The 18,711-nt window shown below is 32.5% G+C and carries 19 protein-coding genes; 4 read left to right on the forward strand and 15 right to left on the reverse strand.

What is annotated here, in order from left to right:
* Positions 1 to 48: 48 nt before the first annotated feature.
* The 3 genes from NYQ10_RS04445 to NYQ10_RS04455 all read right to left on the reverse strand — a co-directional run bounded on the left by NYQ10_RS04445 (position 49) and on the right by NYQ10_RS04455 (position 2,718).
* The gene (locus NYQ10_RS04445) at positions 49 to 702 is read right to left on the reverse strand and encodes an HD domain-containing protein (RefSeq protein WP_289879069.1); all 654 of its coding nucleotides are present in this window, start codon (positions 700 to 702) and stop codon (positions 49 to 51) included.
* Positions 703 to 933: 231 nt separating this feature from the next.
* Positions 934 to 1,926 carry an acyl-ACP desaturase gene (locus tag NYQ10_RS04450; protein ID WP_276171619.1) on the reverse strand — a complete coding sequence of 331 codons (993 nt, stop codon included), beginning with the start codon at positions 1,924 to 1,926 and terminating at the stop codon, positions 934 to 936.
* A gap of 45 nt (positions 1,927 to 1,971) precedes the next feature.
* Positions 1,972 to 2,718 carry a lysophospholipid acyltransferase family protein gene (locus NYQ10_RS04455; protein ID WP_289879070.1) on the reverse strand — a complete coding sequence of 249 codons (747 nt, stop codon included), beginning with the start codon at positions 2,716 to 2,718 and terminating at the stop codon, positions 1,972 to 1,974.
* A 125-nt stretch (positions 2,719 to 2,843) separates the two neighbouring features.
* Between NYQ10_RS04455 and rnpA the strand changes: the two genes are divergently transcribed.
* From rnpA to NYQ10_RS04475, 4 genes are all read left to right on the forward strand, one after another.
* Positions 2,844 to 3,248 (forward strand): ribonuclease P protein component, encoded by a 405-nt coding sequence (gene rnpA, locus NYQ10_RS04460; RefSeq protein WP_289879071.1) that lies wholly within the window; start codon positions 2,844 to 2,846, stop codon positions 3,246 to 3,248.
* 70 nt (positions 3,249 to 3,318) lie between these two features.
* A complete protein-coding gene (locus tag NYQ10_RS04465) occupies positions 3,319 to 4,167 on the forward strand; it encodes a DUF4349 domain-containing protein (RefSeq protein ID WP_289879072.1) in 849 nt (282 codons plus the stop codon).
* A 2-nt stretch (positions 4,168 to 4,169) separates the two neighbouring features.
* Entirely contained in the window at positions 4,170 to 5,807 is a 1,638-nt protein-coding gene (locus NYQ10_RS04470; protein WP_289879073.1) for a S41 family peptidase, read from the forward strand.
* 3 nt (positions 5,808 to 5,810) lie between these two features.
* Positions 5,811 to 6,614, forward strand: a complete 804-nt coding sequence (locus NYQ10_RS04475; protein ID WP_289879074.1) for an OmpA family protein — start codon at positions 5,811 to 5,813, stop codon at positions 6,612 to 6,614.
* Here the strand turns inward: NYQ10_RS04475 and NYQ10_RS04480 are convergent.
* From NYQ10_RS04480 to NYQ10_RS04535, 12 genes are all read right to left on the reverse strand, one after another.
* Positions 6,604 to 7,395, reverse strand: a complete 792-nt coding sequence (locus tag NYQ10_RS04480) for an alpha/beta hydrolase family protein (protein ID WP_289879075.1) — start codon at positions 7,393 to 7,395, stop codon at positions 6,604 to 6,606. The two genes, NYQ10_RS04475 and NYQ10_RS04480, sit on opposite strands and share 11 nt — an antisense overlap.
* Before the next feature lie 252 nt (positions 7,396 to 7,647).
* Positions 7,648 to 8,091 (reverse strand): GNAT family N-acetyltransferase, encoded by a 444-nt coding sequence (locus NYQ10_RS04485; RefSeq protein ID WP_289879076.1) that lies wholly within the window; start codon positions 8,089 to 8,091, stop codon positions 7,648 to 7,650.
* Positions 8,092 to 8,247: 156 nt separating this feature from the next.
* Positions 8,248 to 8,889, reverse strand: a complete 642-nt coding sequence (locus NYQ10_RS04490) for a DUF1579 domain-containing protein (protein ID WP_289879077.1) — start codon at positions 8,887 to 8,889, stop codon at positions 8,248 to 8,250.
* Positions 8,890 to 9,053: 164 nt separating this feature from the next.
* A complete protein-coding gene (locus NYQ10_RS04495; protein ID WP_289879078.1) occupies positions 9,054 to 10,022 on the reverse strand; it encodes a DUF4837 family protein in 969 nt (322 codons plus the stop codon).
* Positions 10,023 to 10,069: 47 nt separating this feature from the next.
* Positions 10,070 to 11,893, reverse strand: a complete 1,824-nt coding sequence (locus tag NYQ10_RS04500; RefSeq protein WP_289879079.1) for a LysM peptidoglycan-binding domain-containing protein — start codon at positions 11,891 to 11,893, stop codon at positions 10,070 to 10,072.
* Between the two features lie 110 nt (positions 11,894 to 12,003).
* Positions 12,004 to 13,191 carry a phosphoglycerate kinase gene (locus NYQ10_RS04505; RefSeq protein WP_289879080.1) on the reverse strand — a complete coding sequence of 396 codons (1,188 nt, stop codon included), beginning with the start codon at positions 13,189 to 13,191 and terminating at the stop codon, positions 12,004 to 12,006.
* A gap of 261 nt (positions 13,192 to 13,452) precedes the next feature.
* Complete coding sequence (locus NYQ10_RS04510; protein ID WP_289879081.1) at positions 13,453 to 13,959, reverse strand: hypothetical protein; 507 nt, start codon at positions 13,957 to 13,959, stop codon at positions 13,453 to 13,455.
* The gene (locus NYQ10_RS04515) at positions 13,956 to 14,660 is read right to left on the reverse strand and encodes a hypothetical protein (RefSeq protein ID WP_289879082.1); all 705 of its coding nucleotides are present in this window, start codon (positions 14,658 to 14,660) and stop codon (positions 13,956 to 13,958) included. Before NYQ10_RS04515 ends, NYQ10_RS04510 begins: the two co-directional genes overlap by 4 nt.
* A 20-nt stretch (positions 14,661 to 14,680) precedes the next feature.
* Entirely contained in the window at positions 14,681 to 15,427 is a 747-nt protein-coding gene (locus tag NYQ10_RS04520) for an intradiol ring-cleavage dioxygenase (protein ID WP_289879083.1), read from the reverse strand.
* Between the two features lie 381 nt (positions 15,428 to 15,808).
* A complete protein-coding gene (locus NYQ10_RS04525; RefSeq protein ID WP_289879084.1) occupies positions 15,809 to 16,498 on the reverse strand; it encodes a LytR/AlgR family response regulator transcription factor in 690 nt (229 codons plus the stop codon).
* Positions 16,495 to 17,586: a sensor histidine kinase gene (locus NYQ10_RS04530; protein WP_289879085.1), complete on the reverse strand. Its 1,092-nt coding sequence runs from the start codon at positions 17,584 to 17,586 to the stop codon at positions 16,495 to 16,497. Before NYQ10_RS04530 ends, NYQ10_RS04525 begins: the two co-directional genes overlap by 4 nt.
* Positions 17,587 to 17,730: 144 nt before the next feature.
* Positions 17,731 to 18,711: a PorP/SprF family type IX secretion system membrane protein gene (locus tag NYQ10_RS04535; RefSeq protein WP_289879086.1), complete on the reverse strand. Its 981-nt coding sequence runs from the start codon at positions 18,709 to 18,711 to the stop codon at positions 17,731 to 17,733.

The following is an 18,711-nucleotide window of genomic DNA, read 5'->3' on the forward strand; positions in this document are numbered from 1 at the left end:
GTTTTCAGTCTCAGTTTACAGTTGTTGCTGAAAACTGAGACTGAAAACTTACTTCACCCCTTCCCACTCTGCATAAAACTGAGCAAGAAATGTTTCCATAAAGCGATGTCTTTCTGCTGCGATTTCTTTTCCTTTTACTGTATTCATTTTGTCTTTTAGAAGTAACAGTTTTTCATAAAAGTGATTTATAGTTGGAGCGTTATTCTTTTTATACTCCTCTTTTGTCATATTCGTTACAGGCGCAATTTCAGGATTGTATAAAGCTCGATTTTTAAATCCCCCATAATTAAACGCTCTTGCTACTCCAATTGCACCAATTGCATCTAAACGATCAGCATCTTGTACAATATCCAATTCGACAGAAGAGAATTTCTTTTCGAAATTTCCGCCTTTGTAAGAGATATTTTCAATGATATTGACAACATGAGCAATTATATCCTCAGAAACATTTTGAGACTCTAAAAACGCTCGTGCAGTTTTTGGACCAATAGTTTCATCTCCATTATGAAATTTACTGTCGGCAATATCATGCAATAAAGCACCTAATTGAACAACTGTAATATCGCAATCTGTATCTTTTGCAATTAAAAGTGAGTTTTTATAAACGCGTTCGATATGAAACCAATCGTGTCCACCTTCGGCATTGTTTAATTTTTCTTTTACAAAAGAGATTGTTTTATTAATTAATTCTGAAGTGCTCATAAAAATGCTTTTTAATTATTTTTTATAAAAAAATGTTGATTGTCAAAGTTTAATTATAAACCTCAACAATCAACAAGTATATTTTTAAATTTCAAATCTCATTTTATGTATTCCTGAGCGAAGTCGAAGGACACACAGTACGAATTTAGCATGAGATCCTTCGACTTCGCTCAGGAGGACAAGCTTTATAAATCACTATACAGAAAATCTAAAATCTAAAATCTAAAATTTTTACAGTCTCGCTGGTTCAACCCATTTAAAAATGTGAGATTCTTGTGGAATTACAATTCTTTCTGAAATTCTCGCCATACGAGCTGGTAATTTCATTAAATAATCACGAGCTTTTTCTGCTTCGTCAGTCAAATTAGAAATTTTATCAATTTCCCATTTGTTCATTAATTTCTGCATAATTTCAACGTAATCATTTGCTGTATAAACACCAATACGTTGCGCAGAATCTGAAAATTGCTCAAAAGCTGTGCTGATTTTTTGTCCAGATTCTCTTAAGAAATGCGCTGGCATAACGATTTTTTGTTTCATCATGTATTGAAACGCCAACATCATTTCGCTAGGATCAACTTGGAAAATTCTAGTTACAAATTCGCTATATGCGTGGTGATGACGCATTTCGTCACCCGCAATCATTTTACACATTTTAGACAACTTGTTATCGCCAAATTTCTTTGCGATTTGTGAAACTCTATTATGAGAAACGTAAGTTGCTAATTCTTGGAAACTAGTATATACAAAGTTTTTGTACGGATCAGAACCAGTTCCAATATCAAAACCGTCGTTGATCAAATGCTGCGTTGTCATTTCGATTTCACGCATATTGACACGACCAGACAAATACAAGTATTTATTTAAAAGATCTCCGTGACGGTTTTCTTCTCCGGTCCATTGACGGATCCATTTAGACCAACCGTTACCACCATCTTCTACCTGGTTTACACCTTCAACATCCATTAACCAAGACTCATATGTAGGCAAAGCTTCTTCAGTGATAGTATCACCAACAAGCGTAACCCAGAAATCGTATGGAAGTTCTTTAGCAATTTCGCGTAATTCTTTTACCTCTTCAAAGAAATTTTCTCCTTCAGAATTTGGTAAAAAATCAGACGGCTGCCAAATTTTTTCCACAGGAATTAAATACTGTTCAACGAAGCTATCCACGTTTTTTTCCAAAAACTGCATTACTTCTAATCTAATGTTTTTTATAGACATTACTTATATTAAATTTGGGTTTTACGTTTTAGCTCGGACTAAAACTTAAACCTGTTTATACTCATTTATTCCTTCTTTAACTGCTTTTTCAGTAATCTCCATTAGCTCTTCAAATTTGTAATCTTTGACAGCTAAAGCTTTGTGCGCCGTAAATTTCAGGTGATTTCCTAAACCAACAGGAAAAAAACCAAATTTTACCATTTTCCAAGAATTATTAATACTCACCGGTACAACATATGCAGAAGGCGCATATTTGCATAAAATTTTTAAACCGCTTTGAGCGAATTCTTTTGGTTTTCCTGTCTTGCTTCTTGTTCCTTCTGGAAAGATAACGGCAGATCTTGTGTTTTTTTCGATATATTCAGACAAGCCTTTGATAACTGGTATCGCTTGTTTAGGGTCTTTTCGGTCAATTAAGACAGATCCTCCGTATTTCAAATTAAAAGAAACACTCGGAATTCCGCTGCCTAATTCCTTCTTACTTACAAATTTACAATGAAAACGTCTAAAGTACCAAATCATTGCCACGATATCGTACATACTTTGGTGATTTGCCACGAAAATGATTGGAACTCCCGTCGGAATTGTCTCTCTATTTTCAATTGTATATCTCGTTCCAACAAGATTTGTACATCTTAAAAGGAAGAAGTTTAAATAATCTACGCTTTTTTTGTGAGCTTGGTAACCAAAAACATTTAAACAAATCCATTGAATTGGATGAAAAACAGCCAAACATAAACCAAATAATAAATAGTAAATTACCGATATTGGATAAGATATAATTTTTTCCATGCTTCAAAAATTAATGCGCAAAAGTAATAAATATATTTTTAGACTTATTAAAATTAAAAACAATAACCGTTTTTCTGGTTTAATTGTACCTTTGTACCAAAATTTGCAAATTTTTTCTGAATTAAATGAACTTCAATTACCCTAAAAACGAGCGTTTAAAAAGCAAAACCACAATCGGATTATTATTTTCTGATGGTAAATCGGTTTCTAAATATCCGCTTCGTTTGGTTTACCGTCAAGCGGAAGAAAATTCAGAAGAAAGAACCAAAATTGGCGTTTCGGTTTCGAAGAAATATTTCAAGAAAGCTGTTGATAGAAATTACTTCAAAAGAGTTTTGAGAGAAACCTATCGTTTAAACAAACATTTACTTCTGGATAATCTCGATCAAAATTATTCGATAATGCTTTTTTATCAGACTAAAGAACGTTTGACTTATCAGGAAATCAACACCAAAATGATTCAGTTGTTTGAGAAATTTTCGCTTCAAATCAACAAAACTCCAGATTCTGAACAGAAAATCGAATCGTAAATTTCAAAACGTAAGATTAATAATCAAATTAGACAAAAAAATCGTAGTTTTAGATCTAAATTGAAACTTTATGCGACACATTTTCTTTTTATTATCTTTAGTTTTAATTCTTTCTGGCTGTAATAAAGCTGATGCTTCAGCTAACGAAAACATCGTTATCTCTGCTGTAAAAATGCCTGCAAAAGCAGAAAGCGGCTCTTACGACAGAAGTCCGGATCCAGCTTCTCCGCCACCGCCAGCTCCAAAAGATAAAGAAAAAATTGAGCAAAAAATCATTAAAGAAGCGACTTTAAAATTTGAAACTGATAATTTAGAAAATTCTTTCAGTCAAATTAAAAAGGCAGTTGCCAATAGTAAAGCAAGAATTATAAACGATTCTGAAGGAAAAGATTTTGCAACTGTTTTTAGAAATCTTACTATAAAAGTACCAAGCCAGAATTTTGACCGCTTTATAAATGATGTTTCTAAAGGTGTTTCGTATTTTGAAGTAAAAACTATTTCTGCTCAAGATGTTACAGAACAATATATAGATCTTACTTCAAGATTAAAAACCAAGAAAAAACTAGAAGAACGTTATCTCGAAATTTTAAAGAAAGCAAACAAAGTCAGCGAGATTTTAGAAATTGAAGAACAAATTTCTGCTATTCGCGAAGAAATCGATGCCAAAGAAGGTCAGCTGAAATATTTAGAAAGCCGTGTTTCTGAAAGCACAATTACAATCGAATTTTATAAAACAATACCTGAAAAAGAGGGCGTTAAAATATCTTACGGTTCCAAACTTTGGAGTGCAATTGAATCTGGATTCTATACTTTATCCGATTTATTAATTTCGCTATTAAGTGCTTGGCCGTTTGTAATTTTGTTTGTTGTATTTGCCTATTTTATTAGAAAAAGATTAAAAAGAAGAAAAAAAGAATAATCATGTATCCGTATTTCAAAAAGAAATTTATTATACCAGTCGCTGCGGCGGGAATGTTGTTTGTTGGAACCAGTTTTAAAGAAGATTTTTTTGAAATTGCCAAACAGATCGAAATTTTCACAACGTTATTTAAAGCCGTAAACACCAATTATGTAGACGAAACGAATCCTGGCGATTTGATGGATAAAGCGATCAAAAGCATGTTGGGAAGTTTAGATCCGTATACGGTTTATTTTAATGAACAAGATGTTGTCAACTTCAAAATAAATAATACTGGCGAATATACAGGAATCGGCGCTTTAATTTCTAGAAAAAAAGACCGTTTAATTGTACGTGAACCTTATAAAAATTATCCAGCCGATAAAGCCGGATTAAAAGCGGGTGATGAAATCATCCAAATTGGAGACGTTTTGATTGCAGATTTTAAAGACGATGCTTCTCAATTATTGAAAGGGACAAAAAACACTAAAATCAACATCAAATATCTTCGTCAAGGTAAACCATTTACGACTGTTTTGGTTTTGGATGAAGTAGATATTAAATCGGTTCCTTTCTACGGAAAAATTGATGATAAAACGGGTTATATTGTTTTGGCACATTTTAGCAGAAAAGCATCAAACGAAGTAAAAGAAGCGCTGGAAAAACTAAAAGCTGATGGTGCAACGCAGATTGTTTTAGATTTGAGAGGAAATCCTGGAGGTTTATTAAACGAAGCAATTGATATCTGTAATTTATTTGTTCCGAAGAATGAAGTAATTGTAACGACTAAATCGAGAATCGAAAAACATAATAATACTTATAAAACACAAAAAGAACCAATTGACACTCAAATTCCGCTTGCTATTTTAGTGAATGGAAGAAGTGCTTCGGCTTCTGAAATTGTTTCGGGCGCTTTACAAGATTTGGATCGTGCAGTTGTTTTAGGAAGCAGAAGTTTCGGTAAAGGCTTGGTTCAACGTTCTGTTGATTTAACTTACGGAACACAATTGAAAGTAACCATTTCAAGATATTATACACCTTCTGGAAGATGTATTCAAGCTTTGGATTATGCACATAAAGACAAAAATGGAATTGCTCAGAAAACCGATGCTAAAAATTTCAATGCATTTAAAACCAGAAAAGGAAGAACGGTTTATGACGGCGGAGGAGTTTTACCAGATATTGAATTAGAAGAAACTAAAACGAGTCCGATTGCTACGGCGCTAATTAAAAATGATGGTGTTTTTGATTATGCAACAAGTTATTATTATAAAAATCCAAATTTGGGCGATAAGATTCCGACTATTTCAGATGCAGATTACACGGCCTTCAAACAATTCTTGAAAGCCAATAAAATTTCTTTTGATACAGAAACCGAAGTGGCTTTGAGAAATACTTTAGCTGCAGCTAAAAATGAAAAAATTGACGAAACTATTGCTCCAGAATATCAGCAATTATTGGCGGCTTTAGAAAAAAGCGAAAGTACTTTATTAGACAAAAACCAAAAGGAAATCAAAAACATGATTCAGGAAGAATTGATTAAAAGATATCAATATCAAGAAGGTTTGTATCAGTTTTACATCAAAAACAATTCTGAAATTAAAAGAGCAGTTAGCGTATTAAATAACCAGACAGAATATAAAACGATTTTAAAAATGTAGTAAATGAAGTTAAATCTAGCCATACTTCTTTTCTCATTTTATACAGTATCGGCACAACAAAAACCTGTTGAAACCATCTATTTTGAATTTGACAGGTATGATTTAACAAGCAAACAAATAAATGTTGTTTCGGACTTTATAAAAAATATAGACACCTCTCAGGTTGAGTCTATACAGATTTATGGCTATTGCGATGACCGAGGAACGGATAAATACAATTTTAAATTATCTAACAAACGTGCAAATAAAATCCAAAATCTTTTAGTTGGTTATGGATTCAAAAAAAGCAAAATTGTAATTCTTGAAGGAAGAGGTAGAATTATTGTAAAACCAGATACAATTGAAAACCTTTCTGAAACTAGATTAAAAAATCGGCGGGTTGATTTAGTCGTTGTTAAGAAAAACAATCTTGGCGAAGGTGTTGTTACTTCGTTTAAAGATCAATTAAACGTTGGAGATCGGGTTTATCTGGAATCTATTCTTTTTAATATTGGAAGCGCCAAGCTGACTTCTACAGCCAAAAAAGAATTGGACAAAGTTGCAATAACACTTTTAAAACATCAAAACATTAAGTTTGAGATACGTGGTCACGTCTGCTGTACACCTGAAATTTACAGCGACGGCATTGACCGAGATACGAAAGAAAGAAGGCTTTCTTGGAATCGAGCCAAAACTGTTTTTCATTATTTAATCTCCAAAAAAATTTCCAAAAGCCGTATGACTTATCTCGGATGCGGCAATAAATATCCGCTAAAAAAAGGTGATAAATATGATCGGAGAGTGGAGTTTTTAATTACTAATATTTAAGATGAAATAAATTGCTTAACCAATTAGTAATATACTCAATTAGTTTATCAAATTGATCAAATAAGCTGTGATCTCCATTTTCAAATAGAATAAAATCTGCTGTATATCCTTTTTCTCTTGTTTTATCATAAAGTTCTACACTATTAAAAACTTCAACTCTTTCGTCTTTATCACCGTGTATAAATAAAAAGTTTTCCTTTTTGTTTAAAATGGAATCAATCTGGAATATTGGAGATACTTTTTTAGAATAATAAATAGAATCCAAATTGTAATTTTTAATTCGATTTCTATATACTGTAAACATTTCTTTTCTATTAGTTTTCAGAATATCGCTAGGTCCAGCTATATTAATGGTGCCTTCAATTTTCTTGGTTCTTTTTAAAAGCTGAAAATTGGTTATACCACCTCTGCTCCAACCAATTTGAGCAATTTTAGTTGTATCGGCAATTTCGATTTTATCAATAATACTAAATAAAGAAAGTACATCATCAATTTCTTTTCCTCCAAACTCGTCTATTCCTTCACTTCCTTCAGATCCTCTTAACTGTGACCCAATTACAATAAATCCTTTTGATGCGATTTTGGATAAAAACCTAATTATGTAGGGTTCACTCACCATTGCGAAACTTCCATTTCCACCGCGATTATAAATTATTACTGGAAACTTTTTGTTCTTCTCAACAGGCAGTATTAAAAACCCTTTAATTTTTCTATTGTCAAAAGAATTATACGTTAAATCAAAAATATTGACATTTGAAAGATGATGCTGAATAGTTTTCATCTTTTCATATTGATCATTGGGAAAATGATTTGTAATAGAAAAACTGTTAGCAGAAACTGACTGCGCATTTAGCGATGTTAATGAGAAAAAAAATAAGGATAGCACAATTTTTTTCAACTTTTAAAATCTTTAAACCTAAGTAGACATGACTATAAATTTCTAAAACTGAAACTAAAATTAGTCAAATACACAAAAGATGAATTAAAACAAAAGAATTTAAAAATATAAAAATAATCTTGTAAAAACGAATTATTATCTAATCATCTCAATATGTTCAATATCATCTTCTAAATACATTTCGCTCGTTTGCACAAAACCGTGACTTTCGTAGAATTTCTTTAGATACAATTGAGCTCCAATAGTAATTTTATCTTTTCCGAAATTAGATTTAATTTCAGCAATTGCGACTTGCATTAATTCATGTCCCCATTTTCTGTCTCTGTAGCTTTCATCAACAACTACTCTTCCGATTGAGGCATTGTCAAATGAAATTCCGGCATCGAATAAACGAGAATAGGCAACAATTTTACCTTCAAATTCGCCAATTAAGTGTAAAGCTTTCTTGTCTTTCCCGTCAATATCCAAATAAACGCAGTTTTGCTCCACTACAAAGATTTCACTTCTAAGTTTGAGCAAATCATATAGCTCGTTTACATTTAATGCCTCAAAAGGCTTTATTTTCCATTCTAATTCCATTCTTTCTTTTTTTGCCACAAAGGCACGAAGGCGCTAAGTTAAATTATTTTTTAGCTGTAATAAAGTTTTTATATAATTCGAAAAGACACAAATTATATCTCGTAGAAATAACTTTGTGTCTTTGCAACTTTGTTTCTTTGTACCTAAAATAGAAAACTATTTTTTTGTCATTACAATTTCCATGCTTTTGTATTCTGATCCGTTTTTGACATCGTACATTTCCATTTTTCTTGTTTTTGGATCCACAATTGTATAGACTTCCCGATAAGGTGTTTTTTTACCGTTTACAGGATTTACCATTTCGCCTTTTAATTCCATGCTTTTTTTACTATCATCGTATTTTCCCATGGCAACCATCATTCCGGTTCCCATATTATCAATAAAAGTTGTGGTGTATTCTTCGCTTGCGTTATTATAGGCTAAAGTGCTTTTACCTTCAAATGGCTGTCCCATCATGGTTCCTTTATAATCAGATTCTTGATAACGGCCTCCCAAAATCATTCTAATAACGGCTACTGAATTTGCTTTTTCTGGTTTTCCATTTGGTTCGTACCAGAAAGTCATATCGCAGTTCCAAGTTCCGACTTCGTCTGCCATCATTTTATGTGGATTTCCAGGTGTTGCGTATTCTTGCCAAGCTTTCATTTGTGCTGCAGAATCTACGGGTTCTTCAATAAGTGGTTCTTCGGTTTTAACAGCAACAGAATCGGCTGCAGTTGCACCTTCTGTTTTTACTTCTTTTTTACAGGAAATAAAACACATTGTTATAATTGCTAATGCGGTGGTTACTTTTTTCATAACTATTTGTTTTAATGTTTGTTACGAATAAAGTTACGAAATATTTTTTGTTTCAGGTTTCAAGTTTAACCGCAAAGTACGCAAAGAACACTATAGTTTAATAACTTGAAAAACTTCTACACAAACTTGAAACCTAAAACTTGAAACCTGAAACAAATTTCTCCCTATCTTTTATCGATTTTGACTGTTTTGATGATTGCTTCAAGTTCCAACATTAAGTCACGTTCTTGATGTGAAGGAGAATAACAGAATCCTTCTATAACTAAAACACGGTTGAAGGTTTCGTCTAAAATGGCATAATTAATAAAAGGTCCCGTCATAAAATCGTTTTTCAATTCCCAAGTTCCTTTTGTTTCGTAAGCCTCTTTGTTGTCTAGTTTTACTTTTGAAAAATACGGTGCATACGCTTCGCTAGTAATCATTTGCGTGTTTTGTTCACGTCCTTGAATGTATTTTCCAACAGAATCACGCATTTTTACAATAGCGTTTATGACATCTTTTTTCTTTTTAAAATTGTTAAGCGGAATCTGATAGAGCAATAAACTAGTGTTTCCACTAATGATTTCTTTTTTTAGCCAAATAAATTTTTTCTTATGCAGCATATATTCATAACCCGTCGGAATTTGAATATTAATGTGAAATTTATTCTTAATGATGGCTTTATTCAATAACGAAGTGCTGTTATCTTCTTGAATTTTTTTGATTTCTGCGTCGTGAATTTCTTTTATAATTTCAGCAGAATTTAATTCGATACTGCAAATCAAATCATCGACAGATTTTCCGTAAATGCGAAAAGTATTGTGTGGTAATGCTTTGTTTCGAATGATTTCGAATTTATCGACTGGTGCTTTTTTAACCACAATAATGCTTCGGCTGTCGGTAACAAAGCCTTCTAATAATCTTGCAGGATATTGATTAATGGTAAAAAGCGGTTCTTCTTGCGTAAGTCCAAGAACTGGCGAAGCAAATTTATTTCGAATACTATCACCAACTTCTCCATACCAAAGTTGGTCGTCAATTATGACCGAAATGGTGTTTGTTTTTCCTGAAACAGTTTCATTTTGTTTTTCGCCTTTAAAGCACGAAATCAGAAAAAATGGAATTAATAGCAATAAAAAATGGGTTTTATTCATTTTCTTAATTTATGAAATAAAACCCAAATTTAAATAAGATTTTGTATTTATCCGTTTATTTTAAGTTTCATTCCCGGTTTAATATCTTCATCTTTAATACCATTCCATTTTTTAATATCCGAAATTGTTACTCCAGGATATTTTTTAGAAATACTGTATAAAGAGTCTCCTTTTTTAACGTAATAATCTTCACTAACGCTTTTAGAAACTGCTTTTTTCTTGAATGAATCAACCGAGTTTGATGCAATTGCTGTAGAAACTGATGCAGGTTCTTCAATAATTATTGCTGCTTTCGAAATAATAAGTGTTTTTCCTAAACCAATATTGTTCGAAGTTAAATTATTAAGTTCTTTTAACTCCGCAATAGTCGTACCGAATTTCTTTGCAATGCTACCTAAATTATCTCCCGCTACTACAACATAGTCCATATCAACAGCTCCTGACTTAGATTTTTCATCAGCAGATGCAATGGCTTCTTCTCTTTTATCATTAATTGGAGCAGATTTAACAGGTGTTTCGTCTTCCGATTTAATTTTTAAACTTCTTCCAATTGCAACTGAATTAGTTTTTAAATTATTCCATTTTTTGATATCAGAAATGCTTACGTCATATTTAGATGCAATTGCTCCTAAATTATCTCCTTTTCTAACTCTATAAAATTCAAAATCGCTGTTATTCTTTTCAATTGCTGCAGGTTTAACCGTTGCAGGTTTTGCTTTTGGAGCATATTTTACAGCCAATCTAGATGAAGTAGATTTCATTTCAGAATCATACTTTACGTAAGCATAAATCTGAGGTTCGTTAGATACAAACGTTGCAATTTTATCTTTTGGAAGACGAATGAAATGCTGTTCTCCTTGGTAAAACGGCACAACTCCCATTTTATAAGAAGGATTTAAAAGCTGAATTTGAGATTGCGGCATGTCTAATAAATCGGCTATCTGTTTGAAAGACATTTGATTTTTGATTGCTACAGTATCCGTTTCGAAATTTTTAACCACAGCTCTTTCTGGGTTAATTCCGTGTTCTTTGTGATATTCGAAAAGATACATTGTTGCTAAGAAAGCCGGAACGTAACCTTGAGTTTCTCTTGGAAGATAATTACGAATGTCCCAGTATTTTGTTTTTCCGCCTGAACGACGAATTGCTTTAGTAACATTTCCTGGCCCTGAATTGTAAGAGGCTAAAACCAGTTCCCAGTCGCCAAAAATATTGTACATTTTGGTCATGTATTCTGAACATGCGGCTGTAGCTTTAAGAGGATCACTTCTTTCATCAATATAAGAATCGATTTTTAAAGCGTATTGTTTTCCGGTTCCGTACATAAATTGCCAAAGTCCCGTAGCGCCCATTCTAGAAACTGCTTTAGGATTTAAAGCAGATTCTACAACAGCTAAATATTTTATTTCCAAAGGAACATTTTGTTTGGCAAAAGCTTCCTCAAAGATTGGGAAATAATATTCTGATAAAGCCATTAATCGAGAAAACGATTTTTTACGGTTCTTAAGAAATGACTTTATTATATTTTCTAAACCTTGATTGTATTCAATCTCAAAAGGTGATTTCTCATTCATCGCTGCCAAACGTTGTTTTAGCAATTCTGTTGGCAGTTCTTCATCAACCGTAACATCTTTGTTGATGGTTTGAATGTCTTTGGTCAGGTCTTCATAAATATCTAGACTTACTAATTCGTTCATCCATAAACTATCAACTTTTGAAGCTAGTTCATTTTTTTTGAATGTGCTTTTTATAGAGTCTAAATATGTTACCTTAACTTCGGGCTTACTTTCAAAATTCGATGCTGTTTCTTGTGAAAAGGCAGCCATCGTAAAGAAAGCAGAAACCACTAATGATATTTTCCTTACAATCATATAACATTTTTTTAAAATTCTGTAATTCAAATAATTACGAGAAGTGTACTTTTGCAAAAATAAGTTCTTTATCGAAGAAAACTAATTAAAAAAATGTTAATTGTGATATTTTAGTCTAAAATCGCAGCGATTCCAGGTAAAATTCTTCCTTCTAACATTTCAAGCATTGCCCCACCACCAGTAGAAACATAGCTCATTTTATCTTCAAATCCGAATTGTTTTACAGCCGCAACAGAATCTCCACCACCAACTAATGAAAATGCTCCATTTGCTGTAGCTTCAGCGATATAATCTCCTAATGCGATAGTTCCTTTAGAGAAAGTTTCCATTTCAAAAACTCCTAATGGACCGTTCCAAAGAATTGTTTTTGACTCTAAAATTACTTTTTTGAAGTTCTCTAAAGATTTTGGACCTGCATCTAAACCTTGCCATCCATCAGGAATTGCAGTTACGTCTACAATCTGAGTATTTGCTGTATTTGAAAAATCGTCAGCAGCAACCACATCAACTGGAATGTGAACTTGTACGTTTTTCTCTTTTGCTAATCTTAAAATTTCAAGAGCCAAATCTAATTTATCATCCTCGCAAATAGACTCACCGATTTTTCCACCTTGTGCTTTAATGAAAGTAAAAGTCATTCCTCCACCAATAATCATGTGATCTACTTTATCTAAGATATTTTCGATAACCGTGATTTTAGAAGAAACTTTAGAACCACCAAGAACGGCAGTTACAGGTTTTTCGCTGTTTTTAAGAACTTTATTTAAACTCTCGATTTCTTTAGCCAATAATGTTCCGAAAGTTTTATCGTTCGGGAAGAATTGTGCAATAATTGTAGTAGATGCGTGTGCTCTGTGAGCTGTACCAAATGCATCATTTACGTAAATATCTCCTAGAGAAGCCAATTCTTTAGCGAAAGCTACATCTCCAGCTTCTTCTTCAGCATGAAAACGTAAATTTTCTAATAATAAAACTTCACCTGGTTTTAAATCTTTTGCTGCTGCTTGAGCTGCTTCACCAACGCAGTTTTCAGCAAATTTTACTGGAACTCCTAAAATTTCAGAAGCTGTACTTAAGATATGTTTTAAAGAATATTTCTCTTCTGCTCCTTTTGGTCTTCCTAAATGCGACATTAAAATCACACTTCCGCCTTGTGCTAAAATAGCATCAATTGTAGGTTTTGCTGCTTCAATACGTGTTGTATCAGTTACATTAAAGTTCTCATCCAAAGGCACGTTAAAGTCTACACGGATAATTGCTTTTTTATTTTTAAAATCGAAATCGTTTAAAGTTTTCATCTTGATAATTTTTAGTTTTTTTTTAGAAAGAAAAACAAATATAAGACTTTTAGACTTCTAATAAATTCGGATAAACTAAAAAAGAAGCAATAAAAAGAACGAAAACGTTATAAATTTACAAAAAAATTGATTTATTTAAGATTAAACGCAATTTTTAGATAGGAATTCCATACTTTCTTTCATAAAAAACCTTTCCTGTCAACAGAAAAACAGGAAAGGCAAAAAATGAAAATAGACAATTTTTTGTTTTTGGAGGTTCAATTAATCTTCTGTCTGAATGTAACAGATCGATAAATTATTCTGAACAGAAAACATAATCGTTTCATATTCATTTTTGTTTTCAATGCTTTTAGATACGAGATAATTTCCTTCGATAATTCCGAAATAATTTAATAAAGGCGAATAAAAAGTGATTCCGATTTTATGTTTTGAGGAATCTGTAATATCTGTATTTATAATATCTAATTGATAGTTAATAAAAGGAAAATAGTTGTTTCCTAAAACGTCTGCAACGCGGTGAAAGTTTCCTTTTAATTGTTCTACGTAACCATTTGCGGCAATTCCGGTTAAGAAATGCAACTGATTTGCTTTTTCATTTTCGCTCAGCAATTCTCTAAAAGTATTCTTCGGATTTGTCGTCGAATTAAACTGCTGGCTCTGCATTTGATATTCTTTGAAAGTATCTTCAAAAACATATTTATCCCACAGAAATGAAGATGAATTATCGATTACAATACGATACGCCAGCTTTATTTTAGTAATCTTCATGAATTAAATGTTTTTATTGGAACTTCAATCACCATTAGAATAGCATTTTCTGAAAGCGCTTCCCATTCAATTTTTTTTGTTTCTTTTAAAGCTAATCCGTCTTTGGCTTCTAAAAGTCGGTCTTCTACTTCAAAAGCTCCGTTGACGACAAATACGAAAATTCCGTTTTTGGAATTACGTAAAGTAAAAGATCCTTGTTTTCTTCCGTCATAAAATCCAATAAATCCGAGTGCTCTTTCGACTTCAAATAAAGAATGAAGTTTGTTATGCAAGCTAAAATCGAATTTATATTGCTGAAAATAGTTTTTGAAATATTGTTTTCCCATATCAAATTCAATTTCCAAATAACTCACATTTTCATTCTCATACGGATTAAAAATTTCTACCGAAAGTTCATCATCAGCCGCCAAAACTCGAATTTGATCTACGCGTAAAAACTCCTTATTTCCTAAATTATCTTTGTATTCTATTCCGCCAAACAAAGGCAGAATAACAACATTTGTACTTGATTTTATTTCTCTAATAATTCGCTGCTGCGGAGCAAGAATTACTTCATTTAAAATCTTTAATGACCCAAATGCATTTCTGGATAAATCTTGATATTGTTCAAAATTAAAAGTCGCAAAACAATTGTGCTTTTCTGAATTAAAAAAACCTCTAGAATCTGACTTATAAATTTGTGCTGGAATCTGCGCTATCATGGTAAACTATTTTAAGAAAACTAACTTGCTACGTTGATGGTATGAGTTAAGATGTAACCTTCGCTTAAACTTCCTGTAACAGCTCCCAATTCGTTTGCTACAGAATCTGAAAACACGTTATCTGAAGCATTATAAGTATAACCAGACATTCCTTTTGTATAACCGTTTGCTGTAGATGCATTTACTGTTGCAACTGCACTGCCTGTTCCTTCCGGAAAAGCAATTTGTGTTACCAATAAAGAAGTTCCGCTTGCGTTGTAAATATGAACATGAACATGAGTTGCGCGTCCAGAATACCATCCAGGAAAAATAGACGTGAAAGTAACCAATCCGTTTTCGTCTGTAGTTTGTCTTCCTCTTAAAAAATGATATGAAGTGTAATTTACAGATTGCATACCAGTTCCGCCGTATTCTGAATAATAACCGTCTTTATCGCAATGCCAAATATCAACAATAGCATCTTTTAGAGCGGCACAACTTGCTTTGGTGTTTTTAATTGTAATTTTAATAGTAAAAGCGACACCTGTTCTATCCATCACAATATTTGATTTTACCAAAGATGACGGCGTAATAGTCGGAAACGGTCCTGCTGTTTCTGATGGCGTAACAGAACAGCTTCCTGAAGATGATCCTGAACCAGAACTTGAACCAGAATCAGTTGAAGAATTTGATGAATCATCATCTTTACTGCATGAGTTTATGATTGGAATCGCCAAAGTACCAATACCTACTAAACCCAAACCTCTTAAAAACTCTTTTCTTTCCATTTTTTTGCTTTTTTAAATGTTATTCAATTAAATGATTAACAGTTATTTTGAAGTAAAATTATTGGAAATTGAGGCGTTTTAAAAAGTTTGAGGTAAACGAGATTATTTAAGCGGTAAACTGATAAAATATTTTTTTTTGTAATAAAATTCAGTTGAAAAAATACGTTTTTTTATTTATGTATAGAGAAAGAAATCCGCTTCGGAGAAGCGAAATATTTATAGAAATCGTATTATCATCGATGATAAAGCTCCAGCGGAGCGACATCTACAAAGGCATTGTAAAAAAAGATGTCGCTCCGCTGGAGCTCTTTTACATTCACATAATTGAATTTCTATAAATATTTCGCTCCGCTGGAGCTTAATTGAATAATCGATATTATATCACTTTCCATCCAAAAGAGCAAAGAAAGCTTCTTCGTAACTGGCGCTTATTGGAATTTCTGTCTGGTCTATAAAAATGATTTTATTTCTAATTTTCGAAACTTTTGAAACAGGAATTATAAACGAACGATGCACGCGTACAAATTCTGTTTCTGGCAGTTTTTGAAGAATTGCTTTTAATGTCATTCTTGCCACAACCGTTTTTTGATTTTGAATATGAATTTTGAGATAATCATCTAATCCTTCGATAAATAAAATATCAGAAAATAGGATTTTAATAAGGCTATAATCGGCACGGATAAACAGATATTGCTGTTCTATGTTTTGTTTTTGCAGTTTCCATTGCGAATAGGCTTTTTCAGTCGCTTGTTGGAATCTTGAAAGTGAAATTGGTTTCAGAAGATAATCTGTTGCGCTTAAAGTGAAACCTTCGACAGCAAATTCAGAATAAGCTGTAGTAAAAATTACCATCGTTTTGTGTGGCAGTTTTTTATAAAAATCTAATCCTGAAATTGACGGCATATTAATATCCAGAAACAATAAATCTACTGGATATTTCTTCAAATATTTGAATGCTTCGTCAGACTTTGTGAAAGTTTTCTCCAGATCTATGTACTCGATTGTATCGCATAAACTTTGGAGGATTTCTAAAGCCAAAGGCTCGTCATCTAAGGCAATTGCTTTTATCATCGTATTTTAACGCTCAAATTGACAATATATTTTTCTGCAGAATCTTCAATCATTAAAGCATGTTTATTAGGGTAAACTAGTTTTAATCTTTCAATGGTATTCTGAAGCCCAATTCCAGAATCTGACTGAACAGAAAATGTTTTTCTATTAGAAACGTATAAAGTTAGTATTTCTTCTTCAATATCAATCTTAATATAAATTTCTGAAGTCTGATCGGGATTGACTCCGTGTTTAAAAGCGTTTTCGATAAAAGAAATCAAAATTAGGGGCGTTATGACTTTACCAGAAGTAATTCCGATTACGGAATAATTAATGTTTACTGTGTTTCCTAAACGCGTTTTCTGCAATGAAATATAATTATTAATATAATTAATTTCTTTGCTTAGTTCAATTACCTCATCGTTTGAATTAGTCATGATGTAACGCATTAATTCTGATAACTGAACAACCGCGTCTGGAGTTCTGTCATCTTTTTTTAGCGCTAATGCATAAATACTATTTAGCGTATTAAATAAAAAATGCGGATTGATTTGTGCTTTTAGAAAAGCCAGTTCTGATTTTACTTTTTCTTTTTCTACGCTTTGAAGTCTTCCTGTAATAGCAAAAAGCAAACTTGACACTACGCCTATTAAGTAAACAAGAGTTGTATGTCCGTATTGCGTTGGAGGACCGCCGTTAAATTCAAAAGACATTGGATTGCTGCCGTGTGGCGGAGGTGGAAATCTTGGATCGAATGGTTTTGGATGTACGGGAAACTTTCCGGAATGGTATTCAAAATCTAAAAAATTTCGGCTTGGATGAACTAAAACAGTTGAAATCCAAAGAAAGAATAAAAGAAAAACGATGATTATGACATAATACAAAAGCTTTTTATCTGAGAAGTAAAGTTTTGGAATTAAATAATAATAATTGAAATAAAAGAACCCAAGAAGTGTGCAATAAATGAAAAGGTAAATTCGATCGTGTGCGTTTGTATACAAATGCGGTAATGAAAAAACGGTATTTGTTGACGTAAACGCATACGGCAAAAATAAAAAAGCGAGGCACAAAACTATGTGTTTCGCATAAAGTGAAAATTTTGTTTTCATGAATCAAATTTGATTTATATCCTTTTGAAAAACAAAACGATAAAACTCAAATTTAATATTATTAGAACTTTATTTCAAATTATTGCGGTGAAAACACCTAATGTTGCGGCTCGCTTTAAAAATTGTGCTCTTTCGAGCATTAAATTAATCGTGAACTGGACTCTGCGTACAAGGACAGTTACTGATTGATTGTAAGAAATCGAATCCGATTGTGATCGAATGTGTTCCTGAATTATAACTTCCAAGTCCGTTAAACATCATTTGGTACGAATAGGCAAAATAGAACTTAGATTTCATAAAACCTGCCATTGGACCTGCTGCTAAAGGTTTTGGAAATTGGTCGTTTAAGAAACGGTATGAAACTCCAATCCAATAATAATCTTCGTAACGATTGTAACGTCTGTATTTGAAGTTAAAATCGGTTGTAGAACGTCCGTCACTTGCAAAATACTGCAAGAAAACAGATGGTTCGTATTCGATACGTCTATTTTCTCCGTCTTTGAAAGTAAATCCAGAGTAAACCTGAAAGTTAGAAAGTAAATCTGGTTCGTTTGTTCTCTCTCTAGTCAAGTTTTTCTTTAAAACGTTATTGGCATTAAAACTTAAATAAAAGCCTTTAAAACGATACAAAGCACTAATATCAAAGTTGTTGTTTGATGTTTGTCGATTATCTGTTACCGTTGGATCTATCGGACCTCCAGGAGCATTTACATCTCCTATGAAATTTCCTGTTTCTAAACGAAAGCTATTGAAGTTATACGAAATACCAAAAGATAAATATTGCTCAGAATAATAATCTAATATAAGGTGATGCGCAAAAGAAACCTTTGCTCCTGTTTGTCTTGTATTTCCGTTGCTATCATTATACAATGACAAACCAACACCCGAACGGTCTAAAACACGAAAATCGGCATACAATGATTGGTTATCTGGCGCATCTTTAATTCCAACCCATTGTGTAAGACCGTTGGCTCTAATACGAAGATTATCTCCAATTCCGGCATAAGCGGGTGAAAGAATAAAAGGGTTATCAGCCAAATACTGAGTAAACACTGGTAGGTTTAACTCTTGGCTGTAACTTGTTGTTACAGCCATGAGTACTAAGGATAGAATAAACTTTTTCAT

The sequence above is a fragment of the Flavobacterium johnsoniae genome (assembly GCF_030388325.1).
Lineage (GTDB): Bacteria > Bacteroidota > Bacteroidia > Flavobacteriales > Flavobacteriaceae > Flavobacterium > Flavobacterium johnsoniae_C.

Bases quoted from the DNA above. Each gene is read 5' to 3' on its own strand.
- NYQ10_RS04445 (WP_289879069.1), bottom strand. From the start codon at position 702: ATGAGCACTTCAGAATTAATTAATAAAACAATCTCTTTTGTAAAAGAA.
- NYQ10_RS04450 (WP_276171619.1), bottom strand. From the start codon at position 1,926: ATGTCTATAAAAAACATTAGATTAGAAGTAATGCAGTTTTTGGAAAAA.
- NYQ10_RS04455 (WP_289879070.1), bottom strand. From the start codon at position 2,718: ATGGAAAAAATTATATCTTATCCAATATCGGTAATTTACTATTTATTA.
- rnpA (WP_289879071.1), top strand. From the start codon at position 2,844: ATGAACTTCAATTACCCTAAAAACGAGCGTTTAAAAAGCAAAACCACA.
- NYQ10_RS04465 (WP_289879072.1), top strand. From the start codon at position 3,319: ATGCGACACATTTTCTTTTTATTATCTTTAGTTTTAATTCTTTCTGGC.
- NYQ10_RS04470 (WP_289879073.1), top strand. From the start codon at position 4,170: ATGTATCCGTATTTCAAAAAGAAATTTATTATACCAGTCGCTGCGGCG.
- NYQ10_RS04475 (WP_289879074.1), top strand. From the start codon at position 5,811: ATGAAGTTAAATCTAGCCATACTTCTTTTCTCATTTTATACAGTATCG.
- NYQ10_RS04480 (WP_289879075.1), bottom strand. From the start codon at position 7,395: ATGAAAACTATTCAGCATCATCTTTCAAATGTCAATATTTTTGATTTA.
- NYQ10_RS04485 (WP_289879076.1), bottom strand. From the start codon at position 8,091: ATGGAATTAGAATGGAAAATAAAGCCTTTTGAGGCATTAAATGTAAAC.
- NYQ10_RS04490 (WP_289879077.1), bottom strand. From the start codon at position 8,889: ATGAAAAAAGTAACCACCGCATTAGCAATTATAACAATGTGTTTTATT.
- NYQ10_RS04495 (WP_289879078.1), bottom strand. From the start codon at position 10,022: ATGAATAAAACCCATTTTTTATTGCTATTAATTCCATTTTTTCTGATT.
- NYQ10_RS04500 (WP_289879079.1), bottom strand. From the start codon at position 11,893: ATGATTGTAAGGAAAATATCATTAGTGGTTTCTGCTTTCTTTACGATG.
- NYQ10_RS04505 (WP_289879080.1), bottom strand. From the start codon at position 13,191: ATGAAAACTTTAAACGATTTCGATTTTAAAAATAAAAAAGCAATTATC.
- NYQ10_RS04510 (WP_289879081.1), bottom strand. From the start codon at position 13,959: ATGAAGATTACTAAAATAAAGCTGGCGTATCGTATTGTAATCGATAAT.
- NYQ10_RS04515 (WP_289879082.1), bottom strand. From the start codon at position 14,660: ATGATAGCGCAGATTCCAGCACAAATTTATAAGTCAGATTCTAGAGGT.
- NYQ10_RS04520 (WP_289879083.1), bottom strand. From the start codon at position 15,427: ATGGAAAGAAAAGAGTTTTTAAGAGGTTTGGGTTTAGTAGGTATTGGT.
- NYQ10_RS04525 (WP_289879084.1), bottom strand. From the start codon at position 16,498: ATGATAAAAGCAATTGCCTTAGATGACGAGCCTTTGGCTTTAGAAATC.
- NYQ10_RS04530 (WP_289879085.1), bottom strand. From the start codon at position 17,586: ATGAAAACAAAATTTTCACTTTATGCGAAACACATAGTTTTGTGCCTC.
- NYQ10_RS04535 (WP_289879086.1), bottom strand. From the start codon at position 18,711: ATGAAAAAGTTTATTCTATCCTTAGTACTCATGGCTGTAACAACAAGT.